Origin of the sequence: Priestia megaterium, from assembly GCF_009497655.1 — a bacterium.
Classification (GTDB): domain Bacteria; phylum Bacillota; class Bacilli; order Bacillales; family Bacillaceae_H; genus Priestia; species Priestia zanthoxyli.
The window spans coordinates 3,744,399-3,768,122 of the sequence record NZ_CP023317.1 but is presented as its reverse complement, the minus strand read 5'-3'; the positions used below and the strand labels follow the sequence as shown (position 1 = coordinate 3,768,122).

Annotated in this window: 28 protein-coding genes; 18 read left to right on the top strand and 10 right to left on the bottom strand. The window is 37.6% G+C overall.

The window, feature by feature from the left end; translation table 11 throughout:
- Positions 1-27 precede the first annotated feature (27 nt).
- From CEQ83_RS19320 to CEQ83_RS19310, 3 genes are read left to right on the top strand one after another with little or no spacing between them, the layout of a single operon-like run.
- Positions 28-396 carry a GntR family transcriptional regulator gene (locus CEQ83_RS19320; RefSeq protein WP_028415095.1) on the top strand — a complete coding sequence of 123 codons (369 nt, stop codon included), beginning with the start codon at positions 28-30 and terminating at the stop codon, positions 394-396.
- Positions 393-1,262, top strand: a complete 870-nt coding sequence (locus tag CEQ83_RS19315) for an ABC transporter ATP-binding protein (protein WP_028415094.1) — start codon at positions 393-395, stop codon at positions 1,260-1,262. The genes CEQ83_RS19320 and CEQ83_RS19315 overlap by 4 nt, the downstream gene beginning before the upstream one ends.
- Complete coding sequence (locus CEQ83_RS19310; RefSeq protein ID WP_033579869.1) at positions 1,262-1,957, top strand: hypothetical protein; 696 nt, start codon at positions 1,262-1,264, stop codon at positions 1,955-1,957. Before CEQ83_RS19315 ends, CEQ83_RS19310 begins: the two co-directional genes overlap by 1 nt.
- A gap of 38 nt (positions 1,958-1,995) precedes the next feature.
- Here CEQ83_RS19310 and CEQ83_RS19305 read toward each other — a convergent pair whose 3' ends face one another.
- Positions 1,996-2,598 (bottom strand): DUF3885 domain-containing protein, encoded by a 603-nt coding sequence (locus tag CEQ83_RS19305; RefSeq protein ID WP_013058688.1) that lies wholly within the window; start codon positions 2,596-2,598, stop codon positions 1,996-1,998.
- 230 nt (positions 2,599-2,828) lie between these two features.
- Here CEQ83_RS19305 and CEQ83_RS19300 point away from each other — a divergent pair, with 230 nt between their 5' ends.
- A complete protein-coding gene (locus tag CEQ83_RS19300) occupies positions 2,829-3,197 on the top strand; it encodes a hypothetical protein (RefSeq protein WP_028415092.1) in 369 nt (122 codons plus the stop codon).
- A gap of 5 nt (positions 3,198-3,202) precedes the next feature.
- On the opposite strand, the gene CEQ83_RS19295 is transcribed toward CEQ83_RS19300, so the two are convergent.
- The 3 genes from CEQ83_RS19295 to CEQ83_RS19285 are packed head-to-tail and all read right to left on the bottom strand — an operon-like array spanning position 3,203 to position 6,876.
- A complete protein-coding gene (locus CEQ83_RS19295) occupies positions 3,203-4,330 on the bottom strand; it encodes a Ger(x)C family spore germination protein (RefSeq protein WP_098113575.1) in 1,128 nt (375 codons plus the stop codon).
- Complete coding sequence (locus CEQ83_RS19290; protein WP_098113576.1) at positions 4,327-5,424, bottom strand: GerAB/ArcD/ProY family transporter; 1,098 nt, start codon at positions 5,422-5,424, stop codon at positions 4,327-4,329. The genes CEQ83_RS19295 and CEQ83_RS19290 overlap by 4 nt, the downstream gene beginning before the upstream one ends.
- Positions 5,425-5,439: 15 nt before the next feature.
- Positions 5,440-6,876 (bottom strand): spore germination protein, encoded by a 1,437-nt coding sequence (locus tag CEQ83_RS19285; protein WP_028415089.1) that lies wholly within the window; start codon positions 6,874-6,876, stop codon positions 5,440-5,442.
- Positions 6,877-6,994: 118 nt separating this feature from the next.
- Between CEQ83_RS19285 and CEQ83_RS19280 the strand changes: the two genes are divergently transcribed.
- The 3 genes from CEQ83_RS19280 to CEQ83_RS27680 all read left to right on the top strand — a co-directional run bounded on the left by CEQ83_RS19280 (position 6,995) and on the right by CEQ83_RS27680 (position 8,339).
- Complete coding sequence (locus CEQ83_RS19280) at positions 6,995-7,399, top strand: secondary thiamine-phosphate synthase enzyme YjbQ (protein WP_028415088.1); 405 nt, start codon at positions 6,995-6,997, stop codon at positions 7,397-7,399.
- Positions 7,400-7,501: 102 nt separating this feature from the next.
- On the top strand, positions 7,502-7,627 hold the full coding sequence (locus CEQ83_RS27685; protein ID WP_016765283.1) for a hypothetical protein: 126 nt from the start codon (positions 7,502-7,504) through the stop codon (positions 7,625-7,627).
- A 586-nt stretch (positions 7,628-8,213) separates the two neighbouring features.
- Positions 8,214-8,339 carry a hypothetical protein gene (locus CEQ83_RS27680; RefSeq protein ID WP_013058681.1) on the top strand — a complete coding sequence of 42 codons (126 nt, stop codon included), beginning with the start codon at positions 8,214-8,216 and terminating at the stop codon, positions 8,337-8,339.
- A 150-nt stretch (positions 8,340-8,489) separates the two neighbouring features.
- Here the strand turns inward: CEQ83_RS27680 and CEQ83_RS19275 are convergent, their stop codons facing one another.
- A complete protein-coding gene (locus tag CEQ83_RS19275) occupies positions 8,490-9,032 on the bottom strand; it encodes a 5' nucleotidase, NT5C type (RefSeq protein WP_028415087.1) in 543 nt (180 codons plus the stop codon).
- Between the two features lie 134 nt (positions 9,033-9,166).
- A complete protein-coding gene (locus CEQ83_RS19270) occupies positions 9,167-9,844 on the bottom strand; it encodes a C40 family peptidase (protein ID WP_013058679.1) in 678 nt (225 codons plus the stop codon).
- Between the two features lie 345 nt (positions 9,845-10,189).
- On the opposite strand from CEQ83_RS19270, the gene pfkA reads away from it, so the two are divergent.
- Entirely contained in the window at positions 10,190-11,149 is a 960-nt protein-coding gene (pfkA, locus tag CEQ83_RS19265) for a 6-phosphofructokinase (RefSeq protein ID WP_028415086.1), read from the top strand.
- Between the two features lie 26 nt (positions 11,150-11,175).
- Here pfkA and CEQ83_RS27245 read toward each other — a convergent pair whose 3' ends face one another.
- Complete coding sequence (locus CEQ83_RS27245) at positions 11,176-11,319, bottom strand: hypothetical protein (protein ID WP_013058677.1); 144 nt, start codon at positions 11,317-11,319, stop codon at positions 11,176-11,178.
- A 158-nt stretch (positions 11,320-11,477) separates the two neighbouring features.
- Between CEQ83_RS27245 and CEQ83_RS19260 the strand changes: the two genes are divergently transcribed.
- The 5 genes from CEQ83_RS19260 (at position 11,478) to safA (ending at position 15,692) form a co-directional block, all read left to right on the top strand.
- Positions 11,478-11,876, top strand: coding sequence for a universal stress protein (locus tag CEQ83_RS19260; RefSeq protein ID WP_013058676.1), 399 nt, complete (start codon positions 11,478-11,480; stop codon positions 11,874-11,876).
- A gap of 12 nt (positions 11,877-11,888) precedes the next feature.
- The gene (locus CEQ83_RS19255; protein ID WP_028415085.1) at positions 11,889-12,608 is read left to right on the top strand and encodes an NAD-dependent protein deacylase; all 720 of its coding nucleotides are present in this window, start codon (positions 11,889-11,891) and stop codon (positions 12,606-12,608) included.
- Between the two features lie 114 nt (positions 12,609-12,722).
- Positions 12,723-12,953: a YuzI family membrane protein gene (locus tag CEQ83_RS19250; protein WP_016765278.1), complete on the top strand. Its 231-nt coding sequence runs from the start codon at positions 12,723-12,725 to the stop codon at positions 12,951-12,953.
- Positions 12,954-13,566: 613 nt separating this feature from the next.
- Positions 13,567-14,931, top strand: coding sequence for a hemolysin family protein (locus CEQ83_RS19245; protein WP_028415084.1), 1,365 nt, complete (start codon positions 13,567-13,569; stop codon positions 14,929-14,931).
- Positions 14,932-15,068: 137 nt separating this feature from the next.
- On the top strand, positions 15,069-15,692 hold the full coding sequence (gene safA / locus CEQ83_RS19240; RefSeq protein WP_074677042.1) for a SafA/ExsA family spore coat assembly protein: 624 nt from the start codon (positions 15,069-15,071) through the stop codon (positions 15,690-15,692).
- Positions 15,693-15,732: 40 nt separating this feature from the next.
- On the opposite strand, the gene CEQ83_RS19235 is transcribed toward safA, so the two are convergent.
- Positions 15,733-16,839, bottom strand: a complete 1,107-nt coding sequence (locus tag CEQ83_RS19235; protein WP_025750169.1) for a mechanosensitive ion channel family protein — start codon at positions 16,837-16,839, stop codon at positions 15,733-15,735.
- A gap of 292 nt (positions 16,840-17,131) precedes the next feature.
- On the opposite strand from CEQ83_RS19235, the gene CEQ83_RS19230 reads away from it, so the two are divergent.
- Both CEQ83_RS19230 and CEQ83_RS19225 read left to right on the top strand, forming a co-directional pair.
- Positions 17,132-18,097, top strand: a complete 966-nt coding sequence (locus CEQ83_RS19230) for a bile acid:sodium symporter family protein (RefSeq protein ID WP_028415083.1) — start codon at positions 17,132-17,134, stop codon at positions 18,095-18,097.
- A gap of 157 nt (positions 18,098-18,254) precedes the next feature.
- Positions 18,255-18,707 (top strand): CBO0543 family protein, encoded by a 453-nt coding sequence (locus CEQ83_RS19225; RefSeq protein WP_028415082.1) that lies wholly within the window; start codon positions 18,255-18,257, stop codon positions 18,705-18,707.
- 61 nt (positions 18,708-18,768) lie between these two features.
- Here CEQ83_RS19225 and CEQ83_RS19220 read toward each other — a convergent pair whose 3' ends face one another.
- Both CEQ83_RS19220 and CEQ83_RS19215 read right to left on the bottom strand, forming a co-directional pair.
- Entirely contained in the window at positions 18,769-20,202 is a 1,434-nt protein-coding gene (locus tag CEQ83_RS19220; protein ID WP_028415081.1) for an alanine/glycine:cation symporter family protein, read from the bottom strand.
- A gap of 277 nt (positions 20,203-20,479) precedes the next feature.
- A complete protein-coding gene (locus tag CEQ83_RS19215) occupies positions 20,480-21,100 on the bottom strand; it encodes a LysE family translocator (RefSeq protein ID WP_028415080.1) in 621 nt (206 codons plus the stop codon).
- Positions 21,101-21,320: 220 nt separating this feature from the next.
- Here CEQ83_RS19215 and CEQ83_RS19210 point away from each other — a divergent pair, with 220 nt between their 5' ends.
- From CEQ83_RS19210 to CEQ83_RS19200, 3 genes are read left to right on the top strand one after another with little or no spacing between them, the layout of a single operon-like run.
- Positions 21,321-21,803 carry a GNAT family N-acetyltransferase gene (locus CEQ83_RS19210; protein ID WP_028415079.1) on the top strand — a complete coding sequence of 161 codons (483 nt, stop codon included), beginning with the start codon at positions 21,321-21,323 and terminating at the stop codon, positions 21,801-21,803.
- Positions 21,800-22,726 (top strand): DMT family transporter, encoded by a 927-nt coding sequence (locus CEQ83_RS19205; protein WP_028415078.1) that lies wholly within the window; start codon positions 21,800-21,802, stop codon positions 22,724-22,726. Before CEQ83_RS19210 ends, CEQ83_RS19205 begins: the two co-directional genes overlap by 4 nt.
- 24 nt (positions 22,727-22,750) lie before the next feature.
- Positions 22,751-23,689, top strand: coding sequence for an MBL fold metallo-hydrolase (locus tag CEQ83_RS19200; RefSeq protein WP_028415077.1), 939 nt, complete (start codon positions 22,751-22,753; stop codon positions 23,687-23,689).
- Positions 23,690-23,724 lie beyond the last annotated feature (35 nt).

Sequence of the window (23,724 nt, the reverse complement as noted above, 5' to 3'; positions counted from 1 at the left end):
ATGAACCACTTAAGTGAGGTAGTCAAAATGAAACAATCATTAGATCATCAGCGACCAATTTTTCAACAAATCAAAGAAACCATCGAAGAGAATATTTTAAATGATGCTTTTCCAGAAGAAGAAAGAGTACCGTCTACGAATGAATTTGCCAAAATGTATCGCATTAACCCTGCAACGGCAGCTAAAGGAATTAATCAGCTAGTTGACCACGGAATATTGTATAAAAAGAGAGGGATCGGGATGTTTGTATGTGCGGGTGCCAAAGAAGTGTTGCTTACACAAAGAAAAGAAGAATTTTATAACCGTTTTATCGTTCCGCTGAAAAAAGAAGCACAGCATTTAGGAATTACGGTAACCGAGTTAAAAGAGCTGTTAGACAAGGGGGAAATAGAATGAATATAGAAGCGCAGCTGTTAAATAAATGCTACGGATCTAAGCAAGTGTTAAAGGATATTTCACTTACGCTAGCACAAAATAAAATATACGGACTGCTAGGTAGAAACGGAGCAGGTAAAACGACTCTGATGCAAATTGTAGCCGGACATATTCCAGTTACAACAGGAGAGGTAAAAGTGGGAAATCAATCTCCGTTTGAAAACCGCTCTGTTCTACAAAACATCTGCTTAATTAACGAAAGCGGAAATTTCAAAAAAACATTAAAAGTCAAAGACGTGCTAAAAATTGCCTCCTTTTTTTATCCTTATTGGAGCCAGGAAGCTGCTGAGAGGCTTATGGAAGAGTTCGATTTAGATTGTAATAGGAAAGTGAAGGCATTGTCTAAAGGTATGGAATCAGCGTTAGGAATTATTGTTGGGTTATCTTCTCGCACAAGCATCACAATTTTTGATGAACCTTATATTGGACTTGATGCTGCGATGCGAGCGCGCTTTTATGAGCTTTTATTGGATGAATATGAAGAATATCCACGCACGTTCATTATTTCAACGCACTTAATTGATGAAGTAAGTAATTTGTTTGAAGAAGTACTTATTATGCAAAAAGGAAAGCTGATTCTTCAGGATACAGCAGAAAATTTGCAGCAGCGCTGTGTAAGTGTGAAAGGACCTAAAAGTCAAATTGAAGAGTATGAAAAAGGAAAGCAAGTCATCCATGAACAAGTATTCGGGGGAGAGAAAAAAATAGTGCTGTTTAATGAAGATATTTATGCTGAAGAACTTGTCGACAGTTCGTTTCATGTAGAAGCCGTTCACATACAGGATATTATGATTTATCTTACAGCCAATCGTGGAGGTGTAGCGTAATGAAAGGACAGTTTGCAGCCATTAGTTATTCGCTCTACGTTGAACTAAAGTATTTAATGATTCGCTTTTGGACGATTCTGCTAGCTTTTGTTGCAGTAGATATTTTAGTGTTCAGTCAGGTGAATGAGCATCTTCTGTTAGTAACAAGTATGCCGCAGTATATCTTTTCAGGTATTGTAAGTTTTATTATCATTCGAAAAAGTTTTTCCTTTTGCTTAAAGTTAGGAGCTACTCGTAAAGCATATCTTTCAACGATGACCTGTGTTTTTGCTCTATTTGCAATTGTAATGTCTTTTATCAATGTTGTCATCATGAGCATTTCAATGAAGGTGATTAATAGTTTGAATTTAATGAATGTTCAGCTTTATTATGCAAGTGATTTTATCTTCCATGATCCTACTCTCGCTGTTCACTTTTTAACGGACGCTGTCTTTATCTTTTTTATTACAGCAGCCGCGTGTTTGCTTGGCAGCATTGTTTACAAATTCGGGCAAACAGGAGGGATGATCAGCGGTGCTGTTCTGGTGTTACTGTTCACAATTCCAGTAACAAAAGAACCGATTATTCATTTTATAAAAAGCTTTTCGAGCGGGTCGTTATTGCTTACATTCGGAACAATGGTTATCGTAAGCTTCCTACTCTTTCTTATCAACTGGCTGTTTTTAAAAAAAGCGTCTCCTGTCCATCAAGCCTAATAAAAAAGCAATCATTCCTTTACTGAATGATTGCTTTTTTACTGTACTTTTTTTGAACAAGCTGCATCAATATCTAGAATCCAGTCGTGAAACTTTTGCTGAAGCAGTTGAAGAGAAGACTGATTGTTTGATACGATGTCCAGGCCGCGCTCGTCGTATAGGTGGAAGATGGTTTCTTTATTCAAATTCACAATGTAACACTCTTCTTCAATAGCCGGATGAATATGAAGATCACGGTTGGCAATTGATTGCAAAAGAAGCTTTTCTTTCACATCATTTGTTTTACAGGCAATAATATACTCAGCGTTATTTAATAATGCTACGGATTGAACTTCTTGTTTCTTCAGGCGAGAGCGGATGAATTTTTTAATAGCTGTTTCTTTTTTCTTTTTTAAAAGTAAATCATCCTGTGCAGCATTCGCTTTGAAAACAAGCAGCAGCTCATCATTTTTTTCATGGAGTGTTTCAAAAATTTCGTAAGCGCGTGCGTACACATTTTTCATGTATTCTCGTTCCCATACGCCTTTTTGATTGGTAAGCGTAAAGCGAATACCCGCAGGCGCGTTATAAAAAAGAGGTCTTTTCATTTGAACATTTGGAAACATTGTTGTTAAGTATGATTGAAGCCGCATTGTGGTCATACGCAACACCTCATTTAGTTTAGTCCTGACTTAATATGTTGAATTTAGTCTATCACGTGATTAGCTAAATTTGTAAAGAAGTAATGTTATTTAATCAAAAGGTAACCAAACTGTTATATTTTGTTGATTTTGCATTATTTCTTTACACAACCTTTGCGGATGAACAGGTTTTTTCATACGCCTGTCGTATTACTTAACGTAGTAACGACGTGAAGAAAGGGTGATAGACGGTGAAAAAACAGCTTGTTCTTATTTCAATTGTTACAGCTGCTTTCTTTGTGCTTATTTTTCACAAAACGATCTTTCAAGAAGGTAATCCTCTTCCCATTGCATGGAGTATTGTAAAATTAAAGTCTTCAGGTGAAGATGTTGTTCAAATATCTGATAAGCCTAAGAGGTACCTCATTCATTCAAATGACTATTTAACGTTTATTAAACAAATGAAAAAGAAAAAAGTGAATTTTCAATATCAGGACGATAAAAAGTTTTATTTTAATAACGATGATGAACGCCAGCTGTTCATCAGCAAAAACTATACCGATAAGTTCACGATTATGGAACTAAAGAAAAAAGAGCTGACTGAAGCTGGCGTTGAGTAATAAGACTAATCTCTGCCCTGTGTACCAAAATCTTTAATTTGAACATCGACATGATAGTCGATGGTCGACTGGCTAAATATTTCATCCCATTCATGCTGATGTTTTTTCCAAAAATGAGGATGATGAATTCGTACGTAATTATGCAGGTCAAGCACATCAGCTTTGTAATTATTTTGTAATAAGCGAAGTGTTTTTTCTGCGTCTTTTCGAATAATTTTTTCTATTTTTTTCTCGGTGTTCTTTACATTAGAGGCGGCAAGAGCCTGTTTTGAAGTCTCCCAATCTTCTGATAGCCTGCCGCTTGTTTGAACGTTGATGTCAAAATGAAGGGAGTGATTTGAATCAATGCGGGCCTTCACATCTTGCTGAACATCTCCAATTTCATAGGAAAAGGGGTATGGACCGTGTTTGCCGTAAATAATTCCGCCTTTAATATTCCCCGTTAACCACGTTAAAGCCTCCACTTGGTGCTGAGTTAAGGTGAATTTTGCTTTTTTATCTTTTATGATTGCCGCGCCGTCTATTTCAACGCTGTTTTTTATTTTAGAAAGCCGCTGTATTAAAAAGCTTTGATCTGTTTTTAACTTAGCCGATAGCTCTCCCATGGTTAAGGGATTTAGAATTTTATTCGTTTTGAATTTATTGTAAACAAGCTCGTAAATTAAGTTGACTGGAGGCACAGACATTCCTTGAATCGTTAAAACGTTTTTAGCGTCTCCTTTTGTAACAAACGCAAGGCTGCTGCGCCGTATTTCATTATCACGTACAAACTGATTGATAAGCGCATCAAGAGGGATTGTCTTGCTCGCTTTTTCTCCTATTAAAAGTGCTCGCTGATGCTGGCTGTATATAGGGTCAGATTTCAGCGAAATATTTCGTGTGATTTCATGAATGGTAGGGCCGGCTGTTGTAATGTTTTTGTATGGAATGGAAGAAGACATATTTCCGGATTCCGTTTCGGTTAACGTTTGATGAGTCAGCACAAGCTGATTTTTTCCTGTTTTTGGTTCGATTTTTGGTGTAATATCCATTGCCACTCCTATAACAAGAGCAAGTTGTTCAATATTCCGATGGCTCATACAGCCGCATAATAAAAAAACGGTCATCATGACAGGAAGACATTTTTTCGTCATTTGAACACAACCTTTTTTATTTTCATTAACGTGCTGAAAAAAAGAGGGATAACTAAAAATGTCACTAAAAATGCCCAGCCTAATACCGTTGAAAAATGGGACACGTCGCTTGCTGTTTTGGGGGCTAACGAGCTCATAAATAAAATGGGCACAAGAAAGATAATATTGGTAGTTGACCGGTTTTTGAAAATCTTTTTAAATCCTGAAACAGCCAAAAAGAAATACATTACAAAAGTTAAAAAAAACTGAAGAAGCCAGACAATAAGTAAAAATAATTCAAGCCTCTCAAAGAAAATTCCTTTTACTTCATGCGTCTGAACAAATTCAATCGTAGGCCAAACGGTTGTTTTTACCTCCGGAACGGATAAAGCGCCTACAACTAATACGTAAGTGATAATATACAAAAGTAAAGGAATAGAAAATCCGATGATCGAAACTTTTCGTAAGTGATTTTTATTTTTCATATGCTTCGGAAGAAAGACAATGGTTTCAATCCCTAAAAAAGAAACAGAGACGGTTGTAAAGGCAGCAAGAAGCGGGCTGAATCCGTCAGCTAATACAGGCTGCAAGTTTTTTAAATCCACCATACCGATGCTAAGAGCGTATAAGGTAAGAAGAATGATGACCGTTACAGGAAAACATAGTGCCATTACTTTTCCAATAGAATCAATACCTCCCGTGATTAAATAAACGCCTGTCAAAATAAACGAAAGAATAATTAATTCAATGGGCATCGTTTCCAGTAAATAAAAATGAATCATTTCTGCCATAGCTCTTACTTCAAAGCTTGCTACAGATGTAAAATAAACGACCATAGCAAAGTTGAAGATATTTCCAATTATCTTGCCGGTTACTTCCTGTGTAAAATCAAACATACAGCTAATTGTAAAATACTTAACCATCCAGACTAAAAAAAGAACAATTCCAATAAACAAAAGACCGTCCATAATCAGTACAATCCATCCGTCTGCATTATTTGTCTGGTTTGTAATACTGCTTGGCAGTGTTAATAAACCGACGCCAAGCATAGTTGAAGAAATAATTGAAATGGCGTAAAAATCTGAAAGAAGCTTGCTTGATTGTGATTGTTGCATATGGTCCTCCTTTTGTTAGTTTTGTTTTGATTTATTTTTAGACTGTTTTAGGCTTTTGTTTGGAAGACGAACATAAGAGTCTTTCCACGCTTTTTTATTTAACGCAAAAAACGGTTTAAAGTAGGCTATACCAAAACTTTCGAGCTTAGTTAGATGAATGACAAGAACAAGGAAAAACATGGTAACTCCGTATAATCCAAAGATTGCTGCAATCATCATAGATACGAAACGCAAAATTCGAAACGAAAGGCCAATTCCATACTGAGGAACGGTAAAGGACGCAATTGCCGATACGGATACAACAATAATCATAACGGAGCTAACGATATGGGCTTCCACCGCTGCTTGACCAATCACAACCCCTCCTACAAGTCCAACTGTTTGTCCGACAGGAGTAGGGAGACGCAGCCCGGCTTCGCGCAATAATTCAAGCGTCACTTCCATGACCACTGCTTCGATAAAAGGAGAAAAAGGAACGTTTTCTCGTGTAGCCGCAATAGTGATAGCTAGCTCCGTCGGAAGCAGACCTTGGTTAAACGAAACGAGTGAAATATAAATAGCTGAAAAGAATAGGGTAATAAAAATAGACAAGTACCTTAGTAATCTTAGCAATGAACCCGCTATCCATCTTTCGTAATAATCATCGGGTGATTTCATAATCATATCGAAAGTTGTAGGTACTAAAAGAGCAAAAGGAGAGCCATCTACTAAAATGGCTACTCGCCCTTCATTCACCGCAGCGAGAACGCGATCCGGTCTTTCTGTATTTTGCACTTGAGGGAACGGTGAGTAGGGTGCTTCTTCTAAAAATTCTTCAATCATTCCTGAGTCTTGAATGTTATCTAAAGGAATGTCTAATAATTTCTCTCGGACTTGATTCACGATGTGAGTTTGACAGTGTTTATTATGAAAAACGATACTTGTTCGATGTTCCTTTGTATTTCCAATGTAAATGTCTTCAATAACCATTTCTTCTTCGGTAGAACGCTGCCTTAAAAGACCAAGGTTTTCATCTAAGTTTTCGATAAGCGCAATTTTAGGGCCACGCACTACTTTTTCTGTTGTAGGTTCACTTAAAGAGCGCTGTTTGGTCATAGACATATTCAGCGAATATGCCGTGGTGCTTTCGCTAATGAACAGCAAGGGCTGACCTTTAAAAAAACACGAGATCGCTTGCTTGTATGTATAAACTTCTTTGTCTTTAATGACAGAAATAAACGAATCGATGTCATCGAGTGTTTGCGTTTCACTTTTTGCTTTGGTCTCAACAATATGCTGAGTGAGATTATCAAGTTTTTCTCCGTCGACTAATCCTTGGAGATAAATAATGCATATATATTTTGTGGGGGACAGCCATAATTTTTTGGAACCAACATCTGTATTTTGACCCACCAAATCTAGAAACGTTTGAACGGTGTAGTCTGCATTGGGCTGAAATTTTGAATCAAGCATAAATAAACTCACCGCCTGTTGTATTAATGAGCTTAGTGTTTACGATGTAAAAACGAGTTATGCGAAAAATGTGGAAGAATAGAAAAGATATGTTATGGTAAAGAAAAGAGGTGATGGTATGCTACATTCATTTACGTTAAAAACGAATAAGCGTGACGAAATGATCGACGTTACGAGTCATGTACAAGCAGTAATAAGAACAGAAGGATTAAAAGAAGGGGCTGTAGTTGTTTACTGTCCTCATACAACCGCTGGTATAACAATTAATGAAAATGCGGATCCCGATGTAAAAACGGATATGATCCGACGCTTCGATGAAGTATATCCTTGGGAACATAAGTTAGATCTTCATATGGAAGGAAATACGGCGGCACATCTCAAAGCGAGCACGGTCGGCCCCTCTCAGCATATAATCATTCACGATGGGCAGCTGCTGCTAGGAACGTGGCAAGGAATTTATTTTTGTGAGTTTGATGGACCGAGGAACCGTACGTATTATGTGAAAATTTTATCCCTGCAATAACTTTTTTTCATACTCATTGTCCAACTTTCTTTTTAAAGTTGTTATAAAACAAAGTTTAGTTAATATAAATGTTATATAACAGTTAAAGGGAGAGATTGAATAATGGAAAAGATCGGTGCAGAACAAGAAACAGTAAAAAAAGAAAACGAAAAAACAAACTTTACATGGGTGGAAGAATACCCAACTATTTTAGACATTGTTAATGAGTATTACAGTACGTGTCGATAATGTGAAGAATCTGGGGCAAAATTATTTTAGTTGAAGGAAGATCCGAACGCGTTTGATTCTTGCTGGAGAATCCAACGCATTCGGATTTTTTCATTGATATAGTGAACGTAGATTTTATGTATGTAGACGAGGAGGCTCATCAGCCGCCTGGGGAAAGCGAAGTCTTACAAGGAAATCAACAGCAACGTAACAAGCAGTTGAGATTATTTATCTCGTTTGTTCGTCTTTGGATTGGAATAATTTAGTTAGGTCTTAATATCTTTTTTATAAAAAAGATATTATAGTAGCAATTTTTCTAAAAGGTTTAATATAATAAATATTAGGGTACTGAATTGTATGAAGTAAAGATAAAACGCATCGTTTCATACTATTTCCTTTTTTACCGCTAGTATAGCCTTGAAGAAAAAGTTTCATTTGATATACTAACTATACGCTTAGTCTTTAAGAGAAAGATGAAGATTCATTGTCATTGTTACACGCAGTGAATGAGCTGCCTTTGCTTGGCGAAAACGTCGTACAAACAAAGACAGATAGCGAATTGTTTTGGGTGCGTTCATTTAGTTCAAAACAGGGAGGCGATTAGTCTATGTTACTTGTACGTATGGCCATGATTGGTTTCTTTTCATTAACAGCCATATCATTGTTTTCTTTTCAGTCCGTTGAAATTATCCATGCCATTATGGACTTTTTTTCATCAGCTGATAAGTACTAAAAAACGATATCTTTTTTAAATAAAAAGCGGATAACCCTTAGGGGGCTATCCGTCAAAAACCGCCCAAAAGGCGGTTTTTTTATGCTTATAGCTGTGCTCACAAACGCACTGCATTCATTCTCTGATGACAAAGTCTACGTGTTTTTTTGATTAACATTCGTTGAAATAAGTATTTACGTACTGTTCAAACTGAAGCCAATCGTCCACGCGAGGGACATTTACTTCTTCGTTGTATGGGTAGCTCATGGCAACAGCATGGCGACCTGTAGCTTGAAAAGCCTTCAAATTATGCGGTGCATCATCAAATAGCAAGTCTCCGTATATTTTATCTTTTTGGTGTGTAAACACGATATTGTACTTTCCGATAAACGGAAGGTGTTTTTCAACCCACTGCTCTTTTTCTGTATAAGCATAGGTACGGCTGCTTGTGACAATTAAAATGGAAAACCTTTCATAAAGTCGTTTAAGAACCTCAACAGCATGAGGCAGAGGTTGTAAATGTAAAAAAAGCCCCGGCTGATCGAGGTAGTCATAAATCTTTGTGCCGCATTCCGGCTTTACATACTTTTCTGATTCCCAGCATTTTAACTTTTCAACCGATAAGCTGTCGCAATAATCTTTGTTATATTGGTTATGCCAATCCGTCATAAGATCACAAATGACAGAATCCATGTCAATTAAAAGGGTGTGCATTTATTCAACTTCCTTTACAGTATTCATCTACACGCTTGGTTTTGTAATGCGCTGCTTCTACTATACCAAATCTTTTACATGCAGAAAAAGAGCAAGCCGCATCAAAATCGCACAGCTTGCCCTTTTTATCGAAACTACATTCTTTTAGCACCTAAATAGCGTTTGCTCCAATAGCTCTCTTTTAGAGAAGAGATGCTCACACCTTTAGATGAAGAACAGTGAAGAAACTGGTTGTTTCCTAAATAAATTCCTGCATGGGAAGGCCCTTTTGTATAGGTTTGGAAGAACACAATATCTCCAGCTTTTGGACTTGAGACGCGCGTTCCTTTTTGGTAAATTTGAGCTACTGTTCGAGGAAGCTGAACCCCGCCGCCATGTTTGAACGCATAGCCAATAAAACCGCTGCAGTCAAAGCCGCTTGGCGTTGTTCCGCCCCAGCGATAGCGAACGCCCATGTACTGTTTTCCTTTGTTAATCACTGCGTTAGGGTTATAGCGCGCTGAGCTAGAAGACGATTTGCCCTTTGCTGAAACGCCTAGTTTAGCGTACGTTCCTTTTCCGACAATACCATCTGCTGCTAGTCCATTTTTGCGCTGAAATGATTTTACAGCAGAAGTTGTAACAGTCCCAAAGTATGTAGTCGTATTCCCTTTAAAATAACCTTTATTTTTCAACGTTTGTTGTAGTTGTTTAACATCTTGGTGATTCATGCCTTGGCGAAGCGTTTGGTCGCCTAGAGCCGCTTGGCTGACAATCGGGCTAGTAGAAACAATAACGCCAGCAAGCGTAAGAGCTGCTATTACTTTTTTCATAAAACTAGTACCCCCTGAAAATTTTTCCTGATTTGAGTAAATTCATCATATCATCTTTCGACAGTGTTCTACGTTACAATTTCATTACATATATGAAAAAAATGAAATATAAAGGTGAATATAGTCTTATAAAAGCTGTAATTAAAAGGGTTCTTTAGATGTGTAATATTGCTAGAAAAACTTTGAATATTTGACGGTAAATAACTAAAAGATATGAAAAAGTATGTACATTTAAAATTTAACAAAGAAATATGTTGTGAATTACTACACAAAAAGTTCGAACTCGGGTAAAATGTAGAACTATAATATAGTAGTCATATATGTGACTTTGATGAGGTGAAAGTAATGAAAAGAATAGGTGTATTAACAAGCGGCGGAGATTCTCCAGGTATGAATCCTGCGGTTCGTGCTGTTGTGCGTAAAGCAATTCATGAAGGTATGGAAGTTTATGGTATCTTCCAAGGATATCAAGGATTAATAGAAGGAAATATTAAAAAGCTAGAAGTTGGAGATGTTGGTGACATCATTCAACGCGGCGGAACGATGCTTTATTCTGCAAGATGTCCAGAATTCAAAACAGAAGAAGGGCGTTTAAAAGGTATTGAAAACCTTAAGAAGCACGGTATTGAAGGCTTAGTAGTTATCGGTGGAGACGGATCATATATGGGAGCTGTAAAACTAACAGAGCTTGGTTTCCCTTGTATCGGTATTCCAGGAACAATTGATAACGACATTCCAGGAACAGATTTTACACTAGGATTTGATACGGCTCTTCATACGGTTATCGATGCAATTGATAAAATCCGTGATACGGCGACTTCTCATGAGCGTACGTTTATTATTGAAGTTATGGGTCGTAATGCAGGAGACATTGCTCTTTGGTCAGGTCTTGCTGGCGGTGCGGAAACAATCCTTATCCCAGAAGCAAAAGATGAGTTCCAAGAAATGGTTGATCGTTTGAGAAAAGGACAAGAGCGCGGTAAAAAGCACAGCATTATCGTGGTAGCTGAAGGTGTAGCCAATGGTAATGAAGTAGCGAAACAGCTTCATGAAGCTGCAGGTATTGAAACGCGTGTAACAGTATTAGGACACATTCAGCGCGGTGGTTCCCCAACTGCTCAAGATCGTGTGCTAGGAAGCCGTTTCGGCGGTCGTGCAGTCGAACTTTTACTAGAAGGTAAAGGCGGCCGTGCAATCGGTATCCGTAAAAATGAAATTGTAGATTATGATATTATGGAAATTTTAGGTGAACCTCACCATATCAATGCTGATATGTACCGTTTATCTAAAGAGCTTTCAATCTAATCACAGTGTTGCTGAGGCGAAACTTCTTATATTGAAGGAGTTTCGTCTTTTTTTGACTGCATCCCTGTCCCTTCACAGTGTTTGCATGTTTTCATGTAACCGATACCAGGAATAACAGCTAGCTTTCCGAGCCCTTTGCAAAAAGTGCAAATTAATTCAAAACCAAACATTGGTTCATCCCCTCTGTACACGTTTTCTTTCAGTTTATCATAAAAGTAGACAAATAATTTTAAAAATTATAGAAATAATCAAAAAAATGATTACATTTGAACAGCGAGTGATATAGTAAAGAGAGAAGACCATTTTATAAAAGAGGAGAGGAAGCGTGATGTTTAAACGAATTTTACTTGCCTCAGATGGCTCAGAGCATGCAGCTAAAGCAACAGAAAAAGCCGTTCAGCTGGCTCAGCTTACGGAAAACAGTTTTATTCAAGTTATTTATGCAGTAGAAGGTGATTCAAGATTAAAATCACTTAGCCGCGACGAGGAACGGGAAAGTCGGATACATACAACGGATGAAATTTTAAAGCAAGGAAACGTGGAGTATGAGATCACCTTTATGCACGGAGACGCGGCTAAAACAGTGATTCAATTTGCTAATCAAAATTCATTTGACCTTGTAGTAATAGGGAGCAGAGGGTTAAATCCTGTAAAAGGCATGCTGCTTGGAAGCGTTAGTTCTAAGATAGCACAGCAAGTAACAATTCCTGTGCTAATTGTTAAATAGGAGAGAAATGCAATGTCAAACCAGTACAAAGAATTAAAACAGCTCATTGATGATGCTAAACACATTTGTTTTTTTACGGGAGCAGGAATGAGCACAGAGTCGGGCATACCTGACTTTCGCTCTCAAAATGGCTTATATCGCCAAAACAAAAGCTTTGTGGACATAGTAGCTGCTGACTTCTATGAACAGTATCCTCATGAATTTTGGCCGCTGTTTAAAGAAATTTTTCATATTAAAATGCTGCATCATTATAAAGCAAATACGGGCCATCGCTTTATTGCTGAACTAGAAGACGCCAAAACCGTGCATGTGATTACGCAAAATATCGATGGGCTGCACCAAGATGCAGGAAGCACGAACGTTTTTGAAATTCATGGGTCCATTAAGAGAGCTCATTGTCCGAGGTGTAAAAAAGAGTATGACTTAGCGTATTTAAATCAGTCAGCTCTCCCACAATGTACAGCGTGTGAGCGCCTTTTAAAGCCAAATGTTGTTCTCTTTGGAGATGCCATTCATCAGTTCGATGAAGCAGTTACAGCAGCGCTGTCATCTGATTTATTCATCGTGCTTGGTTCATCGCTTGAAGTAGCACCGATTAATCAGATTCCGCTGCTTGTGAGCCGGTACAATCGTACAAATATGGTGATCATTAATAAAGAACCTACGCATTACGATTATTTGTTTGATTTGGTTATCTATGATTCCATTGGACAAGTGGTTGCAAATTTATAAGCGTCTATGCATGGACATAGCGCTTTTTTAGCATTTAGTGATAAAGTGTAGGGATGTATCATATGGTGTAGTACATCATCCATTCGCTAATGGATAGAAGGGATGTTTTTGCATATGAGTGGAGGCCTGAGAGTTTGTCTTTTCATTGTTGGTATTGCACTCAAAGTGACAGCTGTTTTGACTTTGATTTTTGAAATGAATCTTGTCCCTATTCACGGAAGGAGTCTCACTTATTATGCTGAAGCGATAGGTATGAAACTCCCCATTATCTGTTTTGTCCTTGGTTTTTTTTGTGTAGCAGCAAGCTTTTATTTGCCTGCTAAAAATCGCCGCACCAGTAAATAGCAAGGGCAGGAGACTAACTAAAACGTTTGACTGCAAAGTTTTTAACATTTAAAATAAAGTCAATAAGTTTAAAAAGAAATAGGATAATTATTCCTAAATCTTTTTAGATATACGGAAATAGAGGTGATTGGATGGGGCAGTGTACCACGTTGGCGAAGTAGCATTATATGCACCAGTGTCAAAGCGTACAATACAGTATTATACAAACCTACATTTGCTTCACGCATATCGCTCTTTATCACATAATCGCTCTTTTAAGGCGTTAACAGACTTTAACTTTATAAAGATTGTAAACTACTAAATTTTTTATAAATGAATTGGGAGAGAGAATCAGCGCTGAAGCAACATCATGAAATGAAGCGATGTGAGCCATTGCTTCACATCTAGAACAGCTGAATAAAGAATGACCTGCTAGATTAACGAGTGAAACGTGAGATAAGGAAGAAAGGCTGGCAGTTTTGCTCCATATAAAAATGTTTATACATTTATCATGTGATTCCTCCTTATATGCACTTTTCCAAGTGATCAGTACAGGGATAGAGTTCTTTATCCAAATTTTTTATTTTTTAGGAGGTGAGTCCTTACTCGTTTTTAAACGAGCTAAGGAACTTGATTGGACATATTTAACTTGATTTTACTAGCGGTACTGATTGCATTAACTGCTTTTTTCGTTGCTACCGAGTTTGCGATTATTCGCGTGAGGAGTTCCAAAGTGGATCAGCTTATAGCAGAAGGGAGCAGCAATGCAAAAGCTGCGAAGCAAGTTATTTCAAATTTAGATGAATACTTATCTGCGTGCCAGCTTGGTATTACGATTACTGCGCTGGGAATTGGTTGGTTAGGAGAGCCTACACTTTCGCATCTCCTGTCACCATTACTTGATCAACTAGGGATAAGCGGAGCGTTAACAAAAGTACTATCTGTTGCGATTTCTTTTGCGGTTGTTACATTTATAAATGTTGTGGTCGGAGAGCTTGCTCCGAAAACATTTGCAATTCAAAAAGCAGAGAAAGTCACTTTATTATTTGTTCGTCCGCTTATACTCTTTTATAAAGTAACCTATCCTTTCATTTGGCTATTAAACAGTTCTTCTCGTTTAATAACAGGGTTATTTGGTCTAAAGCCTGCTTCAGAAAATGAGCTTGCACACAGTGAAGAAGAGCTTCGCATCTTGTTATCAGAAAGCTATAAAAGCGGTGAAATCAATCAATCGGAGTTTAAATATGTAAGTAAAATTTTTGACTTTGATGATCGCGTTGCCAAGGAGATTATGGTGCCGCGTACGGAAGTCGTTTCAATTGACCAGGAAGATACGGTCGAATACATCCTTGAGATGGTCCAAGAAGAACGGTTTACCCGCTATCCGGTCATCGATGGAGATAAAGACCATATTATTGGAATGGTCAATATGAAAGAAATTTTAACCGAGATTGTCATGAACAACAGCAAGGAAAAAATAGATTTAAAACAGTATATCCGTCCTGTTATTGAAGTAATTGAATCGATTCCTATTCATGATTTATTGCTTAAGATGCAGCGTGAACGCATCCATATGGCTATTTTAATTGATGAATACGGTGGAACAGCAGGGATTGTAACAGTAGAGGATATTTTAGAAGAAATTGTCGGTGAAATTCGTGATGAATTTGATGCGGATGAACTTCCATTAATTCAGAAAGTCAAACCCGATCATTATATTGTAGATGGAAAATTATTAGTAAGTGAGCTTAACGAGCTGCTTGGCACGACAATTGATGATACGGATGTTGATACAATTGGAGGCTGGGTCTTAACGGAAAAATATGACGTCAAACAAGGAGAAAGCCTTAGCTTTGATCAGTATGATTTTACCGTTACGAAAATGGAAGGCCATCACATTCAATATATTGATGTGATTAAAAAACGTCAGGTACATCAAAGTACGGATGAAGCGGTTAATGTGTCGGACATGAACCAGTCACAGGCTTTATCTTCATAATAAGAAGGCGCATTGCGAAAGAGCAGTGCGTCTTTTTTTAAAAGAAAGTGTGGAGGGAAGATGACAAAGTCATATGATGGAACTATGGGATAATATTACCGCTATGAATCTTGAAATCAATTTGCTTTAATAAAAGTATGAAAACTCTATCAAAACTTTTATTAGTAACATTGTTGTCTGTCACTCTAGCTTTTGGTCTTAATAACACTGCGCAAGCAGCAACCGTACATACCGTTCAATCGGGAGATACGATGTGGAAAATAGCAGTAAAATATCAGGTGGGCGTTTCCGAGCTGATTGAAGCGAATTCTGCTATTAAAAATCCTAATTCGATCTATCCGGGACAAAAAATTACCATACCAACAGATAAAGCGGGAAGTTCATACGAAGAGCAAGTGGTTCAGCTAGTGAATCAAGAACGTGCTAAAGTAGGGCTTAAGCCTTTAAAGTCTAATTGGGAAGTAGCTCGCGTGGCTCGCTATAAATCGCAGGATATGATTGATAAAAATTATTTCAGTCATACATCGCCTACGTATGGAAGTCCGTTCGACATGATGAAAAAATTTGGCATTACATACAGTACAGCAGGTGAAAATATCGCTGCTGGACAAGCAACTCCAAAAGAAGTGGTTAACGCATGGATGAATAGCGAAGGTCACCGTAAAAACATACTATCAAGTCAATTTACCGAAATCGGAGTAGGTTACGCTAAAGGCGGAAGCTACGGTCATTACTGGACTCAAATGTTCATTTCAAACTAAAGAAGAAAGGAAAAAAAGCTGACTACTAAGTCAGCTTTTTTTAGCTTCGAGCACTTTCTAGAAATTCTTTTGGATTGCCAGAAAGCTTTCCGTCCTGCTCAACGATGAGTGTGCGTGTAGGGAAAGCAAATTCTACGCCTTCTTCTTCAAGAATGTCCATAATTTCGAAGTTTATATTTTCTTTTACATCTAAGTAATCAGCAAAAACGGTTGTATTTGTAAAGAAATACAGATAGATATTTAAACTAGATTCATAGAAACCGTCAAAATTTACAAGAATCGTTTCATTGTGAATTTCTTCGTGCTCAGTCAGCATCTTTTTAATTCTTGCCACTACGGTTTCTAACTTTTCTTTTGGTGTATTATAATTCAAGTTTAAATGAAAGGCAATTTGACGTTTCCCCATTTTAGCCCAGTTAATAATAGGTTCATTAGAAAGAGTAGCATTTGGAACCGTTACGACTGCTTGAGCGAACGTTCGAACTTTGGTGCTTCGAAACGTAATATCTTCTACAACGCCTTCAACACTTGGTGTTTTAATCCAATCTCCAATGGTAAAAGGCTTTTCAGTAATAATTACGATTCCGCCGAATAAATTACTAACGGTGTCTTTTGCGGCTAGGGCAAAAGCAAGACCACCTAAGCCAAGACCTGCTACAAAGCCGTTTACGTTAAAACCCCATTCTTCTGCGATGATGGAGATAGAAAGCATAACAACAACGATGCGGATAAACTTTTCAATAAAAGGAATAATGATTCGATCCACTTGGATATCAAAATTTTTGGCAAACGTTGCAAAAAATAAATTGGTAGAAGCAGCTAAATTATACAAGCCCCATCCTGCAAGGCCAACAGAAGCTGAACGAACTAAATGTCTTTCCGTATCGGCTGTTAAAACATCAAAGGGAAGATAGGGAAGAGCAAGCTTGAAACCAATAATCACAAAAATCCAGCGCAGCGGCTTTTCAAAAGCTTCTAAAACGCTCGTAATTAAATTGATTTTTTTATTTTTGACAAAACCAATAATAAACTTAAACAAATAAGTCGTGAAAAGCTTGCGAAGAATTAAAAAGATCAAAAAGATCCCAATCGCAATCACGATTTTTTTCCAATCATCTAACGATGATAGAGACTTCAAAAAATCCATACAATCCTCCTAGTTACCAAAACTGTGCTACAGTCCATTTATATCCGTCAATTGAAAGCATTCCTATGTAGAGTGTTCTTTACCCTAAATTCATGCTTTTTAAAAGCTTCTTCCCTATTAAAATAGCACAAAAATACCTGTAAATCTATTTAAGTGATAATTATGAATATATCTCTTTTTAGTAAAAGAGACAGACAATAGTCTGAAAATAAGTTGTATAATAAATAGGTGATATTATAAACGTTAATTTATCTTATTATTTATTTAAAACGTTCGTTGGAGGGAGAAAGCTTTGTTAAGTCAATTAAATAGAATGCTAGAAAAATTGATGCCGTTTATTACGCCGCTCAGCTTGCTCATAGGAGTTCTTATCGGTTCATCATTAAGTCAGTATACCTTCTTAATTCCATGGCTTTTTGCATTAATGACGTTTGCCGGAAGTTTGAATTCAAACTTTCACCAATTAAATGCCACGATACATCGTCCATTTCCAATCATTATGGCTCTGTTTGTTTTACATATTTTTATGCCAGCATGGGCTTGGAGCGTTGGCCAAGTGATTTTTCCACATGATGTATTTACAAGCACGGGTCTTTTGCTAGCAGCAATTATTCCAACGGGAGTGACTAGTTTTATATGGGTCTCGATTTACAAAGGAAGCATTCCTCTTGCACTATCCATTATTTTAATTGATACTCTTTTAGCACCGCTTATCGTTCCTTATACGCTTTTATTGGTGGTTGGAGACACCGTACATTTGGAAGCGCTAAAGTTAGTCAAAGATTTATGTTTTATGATTGTCCTTCCATCTTTGTTAGGCATGTGCTTAAATCAATATACAAAAGGAACAATTAAGCAGACCTTAGGACCAAAGCTGGCACCTGTTTCGAAAATAGGGTTAAGTGTGATGGTTATGGTAAACGGGGGAGTGATTGCACCTTATTTAAAACATATTGATAAAAAACTGCTGTTTATTATCGTGATCGTCTTTTTAATGAGTTCAGCTGGTTATTTCTTCAGCTGGATGATTGGCAAATGGCTAAGATGGGACCGAGCAAAAGTTGTGACGCTTACGTTTTGCGGAGGCATGAGAAATATTAGCGCCGGAGCCGTATTAGCCGTATCTTATTTTCCAGCTCCCGTTGCTGTACCGGTCGTATTAGGGATGTTATTTCAGCAGGTATTAGCTGCTTTATCAGGGCGTTTAGTTCAAAACTATTACCAGAAAAAAGACGCTGAATTTGCTTCATTAAAATAAATGAAAAAAGCAAGGGACGAACCACAGTAATCATAAAGTAAGCACTCTGGTTTAACGATCAGAGATAAGATACTTTTACACTTGCTGCGTTCAAGATAATGAGATGATTAGAAAAAGCTGCGGTGTGGCATACTAGAAAGAAAAAGGTCGGATATTCTTGCTTATCAATATAGCGCTGGCGTTTGTTTTACCTTGGATTTTTGGCACCCTCTATTTACATCCTAGAAATCGTCGTTTACTGCCTTTAGTAGGAACTGCTTTTTGCATTTTAGCAATCGTTATCAATGAATTAGGGAGCTATTATGGCTTTTGGAAACTCCGGACTTCTTTAGAAAATGAAGCATTAGAAGCGCTGCCTTTTAATTTAGGTGTTTATCCTGTATTGGCCAGCTATATGATTTTTTTAATCCAGCGAATCGGAAAGCCTCATTTTTTTATTTTTCTTATAGCGCTGTTTACAACATTTTTAGAAGGAACGTATATGTATATGGAAAGAGTTATATACGGAAACGGATGGAATCTCGGCTGGACATTTTTTTCCTACTGGATTCCGTACAGCGTAATTTATTTATACTATAGGTATTTGGTTAGTCTTAGACTGCTTCACTAGAAGAAAAAAAGAAGTAAATTTGCACAATAAAAAAAGCCGTGAGTATTCACGGCTTTTTTTATTAGATCGCTTCTTTAGAGCTAGATTTATCTTTTGAATGATCCCATGCATCAATATTATCAAGTCCAGAAATGCTGTCTTGATAGAAGACAGGGTCTTTTCCAGCTTTCTTTTGGGCAAGATAATCTTTGAGTGCGGCAAAGGCCACTTTCGAGAGCAGGAGAATTGCGATTAAGTTGACTACTACCATAAAGCCCATAAACAGGTCTGCTAAGTCCCATACAAGCTGAATTTGAGAAATAGAACCGAACACGATCATTGCAAGCACAGCAACACGATAAGTCATCAGCCAAGCTTTATTTGTGTTCAAGAACTCAATATTTGTTTCTCCGTAGTAGTAGTTACCAATTAATGTACTAAACGCAAATAGGAAAATCATAATTGCAAGAGCACCTGTTGCCCAAGAACCAATATGAGTGCTTAAAGCAGCTTGTGTTAATTCAATACCGCTTAAATTTTTATTTGTATAAGCACCTGAAAGTAAAATGATAAAGGCAGTACTACTACAAATAATAAGCGTATCCGTTAATACACCAAAGGCTTGAATTAATCCTTGTTTTACCGGGTGGCTTGTTGTTGCAGCTGCGGCTGCGTTTGGCGCACTACCCATACCCGCTTCGTTTGAGAATAATCCGCGTTTAATTCCTTGCATAAGAGCTGCTCCAAGAGAACCGCCAGCAATTTGCTCGAAACCAAATGCATTTTTAACGATTAACGCAATAAGAGAAGGCATTTCTTGAATGTTCATAATAATAATGAAGAGTGCTACTGCAATGTAGGCAACAGCTAGTACCACAACAATGTATTCTGACATTTTTGCAATACGCTTAACTCCGCCAAAAATAATGGCAGCGAAAGCCACTGTCATAATAATTCCTAACACTAGACGATTCGTTCCGAACGCATTTTCAAACGCAAGGGTAATCGTGTTCGATTGTACAGCATTAAAAATTAAGCCGAAGGATAAAGTGATTAAGACAGCAAACAGTCCGCCCATCCAGCGCTTTTTTAACCCTTTTTCCATATAGTAAGCCGGTCCGCCTCGGAAGCCGCCGTCTTTGTCTTTTACTTTGTATATTTGTGCTAACGTACTCTCGACAAATGCTGAAGCTGAACCAATAACGGCAAGTACCCACATCCAAAATACAGCACCAGGTCCCCCTAAAGCGATCGCAATCGCAATACCTGTAATATTCCCCGTACCAACGCGGGCTGCCATACTGATACAAAACGCTTGGAATGGCGAAATTCCGTCTTTAGAAGAGCTATCCGCACCTTCTTTTAATACACGAATCATTTCTCTTAATAACCGAATTTGTAAAAACTTTGACCTGAATGTAAAAAACAAACCAAATGCAATCAGCATCGCAATCAGTAAGTAGGACCAAAGAAATTCGTTGATTGAACTAACAAAACCTTGAACTACTTCTTGCATAGTTTCACCTCTTCATGAATTATAGTAGAATAATAATAAAAAACGTGAATTTATAGAATTTTCCCTCTATTTAGATAGATCTCCCTATTTCCCCGCTGTTTTTCTTCATTATCCTTGTCGAATCTTGTTGCTAAATCTGAACCTTATATATATATAAAATAATAATTTTGGTCTTTTGTCAACTAACCTCACATGGAAAAATAGGGTGATATGACAAATGAAGCGGGTATGAAAAGGTGATAACAGCAGGGATGAAAGAAATTTCATTTTGTTTTACTTAATTGTTGCTAGAAAATAAAAGTTTTAGGCCAAGTACCCCAAAAACGGTTCCTTTTACATATTTTAATGTGTGCTGAAAGATACGGCTTTTTTTGACTTTTTTCCCAAGGCCAGAAGCAAATAGCGCAATAAGTGAAAAGATGATGAGCGTTTCGGCGATAAAGATGATCCCAAACAAAATCATCTGCAAACTTACATGTCCAAGAGACGAATTAACAAACTGTGGTAAGAACGTAATGAAGAAAATAGCTACTTTTGGATTGGTTAAGTTGCTAACAAATCCTTTTCTAAAGTGATGGTGGTGCTGAACGTTTTCTGTTAATTCCAACGGACCGCTTTTTTCGCGAAACGATTGGTAGGCTAAAAACAGCAGGTACAGAACACCTACAACCTTTAGAATCGTAAAGGCAATAATTGATTTTTGAAAGATAATAGATAGCCCCACTGCGGCTAAAAGAGTATGTACAAATGTTCCCGTAATGGATCCCAGTACGGTTTTGATGCCTGCTTTGACGCCTGAAGCAATACTTTGTGTCATTACAAAAATCATGTCTTGTCCTGGTATTAAGACAATGATAAGTGACACGGCTATGTAAGGTATAAGCCAAGAAAATGTCATGATAATTCCCTCCCAACAGAATTTTAACCATTTCGACAAAAAGTTCTCAAGAGTGTGTGCTAATGAATTAATAGTTTAATGGAGTAAAGCTAAGAAGGTATAAGAGCTTAAAAAGAGGTTATTCTCCTTAATAAAAATCAATAAAAGGTGTAGGAAAAAAATAGGTGGTGTTGTATAATAATTCGATATACTTAATTTTTATAGAAAGAAGGTAAAATTTATGAACTACTGTTTAGCACAGCCGGAGGACGCTGCTACAGTTCACGATCTTATGCTGCAAGCCTTCTCCGTCTATCGCGATTCTGTCCCACCTTCCAGTGCTCTTGATGAAACAACGGAATCTATTATGCAATCGTTAAAGCATGGAAAAGAAGCTGTCATTTTATACGTCGAAAATAAGCCCGTAGCGATGGCGCGTTTTACGCTAGAAGAAACGAGCTTATATTTTTACCGTTTGTCTGTTATTCCTGCTTTTCAAGGAAAAGGACTGGCTAAAAGGCTTATTCAATGGTTAGAAACATACGCTAAAGAGTGTGGTAAGGAAAGTTTATCATGCAAGGTGAGAATGAGTGTTTCTCGTAATATAGCTTTGTATGAATCAATCGGCTTTTACATAGAGAAAAAAGAAATCGTACGTAGAGGGGGAGTGAATATTCCCGTAGTAAATATGAAAAAAGAGATTTTAAAAGGAGCAATGGCATGAATAAATCAACTCTTCCTTTACCGCCTCCTGTCTTTCTTTTAATCGGTGTATTAGCCGTTTCCTTTTCTTCTATTTTAATTAAATGGTCGGATGCGCCTGCTTCTATTTTAGGAATGTATAGACTGCTGTTTACCGTCCTTTTATTTTTACCGTTTTTACCATGGAGAAAAATGAAAATTCTTTTTAAAAACAGCACGGTAAAAGAATGGCTAATGCTAGCTGTATCAGGCGTGTTTTTAGGGCTTCACTTTCTGTTTTGGATGGAATCTTTTTCACATACAACAGTTGCTAGCGCTATGATTTTGACTGCGCTCGAGCCGGTCTTCGTAGTGATTGGAGCTTATTTTTTATTTAAAGAAAAAACAAGCAAAGTAGGAGTCATCAGTATTTTAATGGCTGTTAGCGGCTCGGTGATTATCGCATCGGGCGATATCGGAGTATCTAAAACGGCTCTTTACGGAGACTTACTTTCTGTTTTAGGTACAGTGGCCGTTTCTGTTCATATGCTGGCGGGGCAAGATCTATGCAGGAAAATGCCTCCAATCATCTATAGCTTCGCCGTTTTTTTAATCGGTGGACTGGTTCTATTTGTCTACAATATTTGTACAAACGTATCGCTGACTCAGTATGACACAAAAGATTGGTGGATCTTTTTGCTTTTAGCGCTTATTCCTAATATTTTTGGTCACGCCTTATTTAACTGGCTGTTAAAGTATGTAGGTGCTACAACGATTTCGATGGCTATTTTAGGCGAGCCAATTGGTGCCATCATTCTCGCCTATTTCTTAATTGGAGAAATGACAACCGTTTCTCAGCTAGCGGGAGGAATGATTGTGATGATTAGTGTGATGATCTTCTTAAAGTACAAAGCAGCAGAGCCCGAAAAAGTTATAGCTTTTCAAGAAAAGTCGAATATCAGCTAATGGGATAGGCAAGCAGCACCGAGTATGATACAGTTTATTTATCATTATTTACCATTTAGTAAAGAGGTTTTTATTAAACTACATAAAGCAGGTGTAAATATGCTGAAAAAACTAACGGACCACGTTTATTACTTTCCTCATTCTGAAGAAACGGATCGGCCGGTGCTCGGGCTTATATGCGGGGAGAAGTATAGTTTCCTCGTAGATGCTGGGAATTCTCCTGCGCATGCATCATCATTTTTAGAAGAAGTGGAAAAAATGGGAGCCCCTCCAATCAAAGGAGTAGCTATTACGCATTGGCACTGGGATCATACATTTGGCATTCATGCAATGAACAAATATACAATCAGCCATCATTTGACGAAGAAAAAGCTGGCCTATTTAAAGACACTGCGCTGGGACGATGATTCCTTGGATAAACGCGTCCAGGAAGGGGAGGAAATCGAATTTTGCCGGGATATGATAAAGAAAGAAATGCCGTGTCGAGAGACGTTAATTTTACGGGAGCCGGACGTAACGTTTCATCATCATATGGAAGTTGACCTAGGTGGAATCACTTGTTGCATTCAGCATATTGGAGGGGTACACGCGCAGGACTCGTCCGTTGTCTACGTCCCCAAAGAAAAAGTACTGTTTTTAGGTGATTGTCTATGTCCAGATTTTTATAGCGGTGACTGGAGTTATGATAAAGAAGACCTTGAGCGGATTCAGAGAGAACTTAAAAAATATGATGCGCAGTATTATCTTTCATCTCATTTTGACCCTGAAACTTCTGAGGAACTTTGGAGAGATTTAAACCAATTGAGTGCGATTGGAGAAATTGTAGGAAATGAAGTCGATTTAGAAAAAGCATGTTTTCAGTTTGAATGTGAAACGTATAAGAAGCCAACAAATGAGCAAAAAGAGAGAATACAGTATTTTGTTAATGGAAATGTCAAACGTAAAAGCAGAGAACTGTTTTAATAGTTTATGCATAGCATAATGGTAAATAAGCCCGC

What these genes read in the sequence shown, in the direction of transcription:
- CEQ83_RS19215 (WP_028415080.1), bottom strand. Translation starts at nt 21,100, where the DNA reads ATGACATTTTCTTGGCTTATACCTTACATAGCCGTGTCACTTATCATT.
- CEQ83_RS19270 (WP_013058679.1), bottom strand. Translation starts at nt 9,844, where the DNA reads ATGAAAAAAGTAATAGCAGCTCTTACGCTTGCTGGCGTTATTGTTTCT.
- CEQ83_RS19235 (WP_025750169.1), bottom strand. Translation starts at nt 16,839, where the DNA reads ATGGATTTTTTGAAGTCTCTATCATCGTTAGATGATTGGAAAAAAATC.
- CEQ83_RS19250 (WP_016765278.1), top strand. Translation starts at nt 12,723, where the DNA reads ATGAGTGGAGGCCTGAGAGTTTGTCTTTTCATTGTTGGTATTGCACTC.
- safA (WP_074677042.1), top strand. Translation starts at nt 15,069, where the DNA reads ATGAAAACTCTATCAAAACTTTTATTAGTAACATTGTTGTCTGTCACT.
- CEQ83_RS19220 (WP_028415081.1), bottom strand. Translation starts at nt 20,202, where the DNA reads ATGCAAGAAGTAGTTCAAGGTTTTGTTAGTTCAATCAACGAATTTCTT.
- CEQ83_RS19295 (WP_098113575.1), bottom strand. Translation starts at nt 4,330, where the DNA reads ATGACGAAAAAATGTCTTCCTGTCATGATGACCGTTTTTTTATTATGC.
- CEQ83_RS19310 (WP_033579869.1), top strand. Translation starts at nt 1,262, where the DNA reads ATGAAAGGACAGTTTGCAGCCATTAGTTATTCGCTCTACGTTGAACTA.
- CEQ83_RS19210 (WP_028415079.1), top strand. Translation starts at nt 21,321, where the DNA reads ATGAACTACTGTTTAGCACAGCCGGAGGACGCTGCTACAGTTCACGAT.
- CEQ83_RS19285 (WP_028415089.1), bottom strand. Translation starts at nt 6,876, where the DNA reads ATGCTTGATTCAAAATTTCAGCCCAATGCAGACTACACCGTTCAAACG.
- CEQ83_RS19315 (WP_028415094.1), top strand. Translation starts at nt 393, where the DNA reads ATGAATATAGAAGCGCAGCTGTTAAATAAATGCTACGGATCTAAGCAA.
- CEQ83_RS19200 (WP_028415077.1), top strand. Translation starts at nt 22,751, where the DNA reads ATGATACAGTTTATTTATCATTATTTACCATTTAGTAAAGAGGTTTTT.
- CEQ83_RS27685 (WP_016765283.1), top strand. Translation starts at nt 7,502, where the DNA reads ATGGAAAAGATCGGTGCAGAACAAGAAACAGTAAAAAAAGAAAACGAA.
- CEQ83_RS19305 (WP_013058688.1), bottom strand. Translation starts at nt 2,598, where the DNA reads ATGACCACAATGCGGCTTCAATCATACTTAACAACAATGTTTCCAAAT.
- CEQ83_RS19290 (WP_098113576.1), bottom strand. Translation starts at nt 5,424, where the DNA reads ATGCAACAATCACAATCAAGCAAGCTTCTTTCAGATTTTTACGCCATT.
- CEQ83_RS27245 (WP_013058677.1), bottom strand. Translation starts at nt 11,319, where the DNA reads ATGTTTGGTTTTGAATTAATTTGCACTTTTTGCAAAGGGCTCGGAAAG.
- CEQ83_RS19260 (WP_013058676.1), top strand. Translation starts at nt 11,478, where the DNA reads ATGTTTAAACGAATTTTACTTGCCTCAGATGGCTCAGAGCATGCAGCT.
- CEQ83_RS19205 (WP_028415078.1), top strand. Translation starts at nt 21,800, where the DNA reads ATGAATAAATCAACTCTTCCTTTACCGCCTCCTGTCTTTCTTTTAATC.
- pfkA (WP_028415086.1), top strand. Translation starts at nt 10,190, where the DNA reads ATGAAAAGAATAGGTGTATTAACAAGCGGCGGAGATTCTCCAGGTATG.
- CEQ83_RS19275 (WP_028415087.1), bottom strand. Translation starts at nt 9,032, where the DNA reads ATGCACACCCTTTTAATTGACATGGATTCTGTCATTTGTGATCTTATG.
- CEQ83_RS27680 (WP_013058681.1), top strand. Translation starts at nt 8,214, where the DNA reads ATGTTACTTGTACGTATGGCCATGATTGGTTTCTTTTCATTAACAGCC.
- CEQ83_RS19280 (WP_028415088.1), top strand. Translation starts at nt 6,995, where the DNA reads ATGCTACATTCATTTACGTTAAAAACGAATAAGCGTGACGAAATGATC.
- CEQ83_RS19255 (WP_028415085.1), top strand. Translation starts at nt 11,889, where the DNA reads ATGTCAAACCAGTACAAAGAATTAAAACAGCTCATTGATGATGCTAAA.
- CEQ83_RS19320 (WP_028415095.1), top strand. Translation starts at nt 28, where the DNA reads ATGAAACAATCATTAGATCATCAGCGACCAATTTTTCAACAAATCAAA.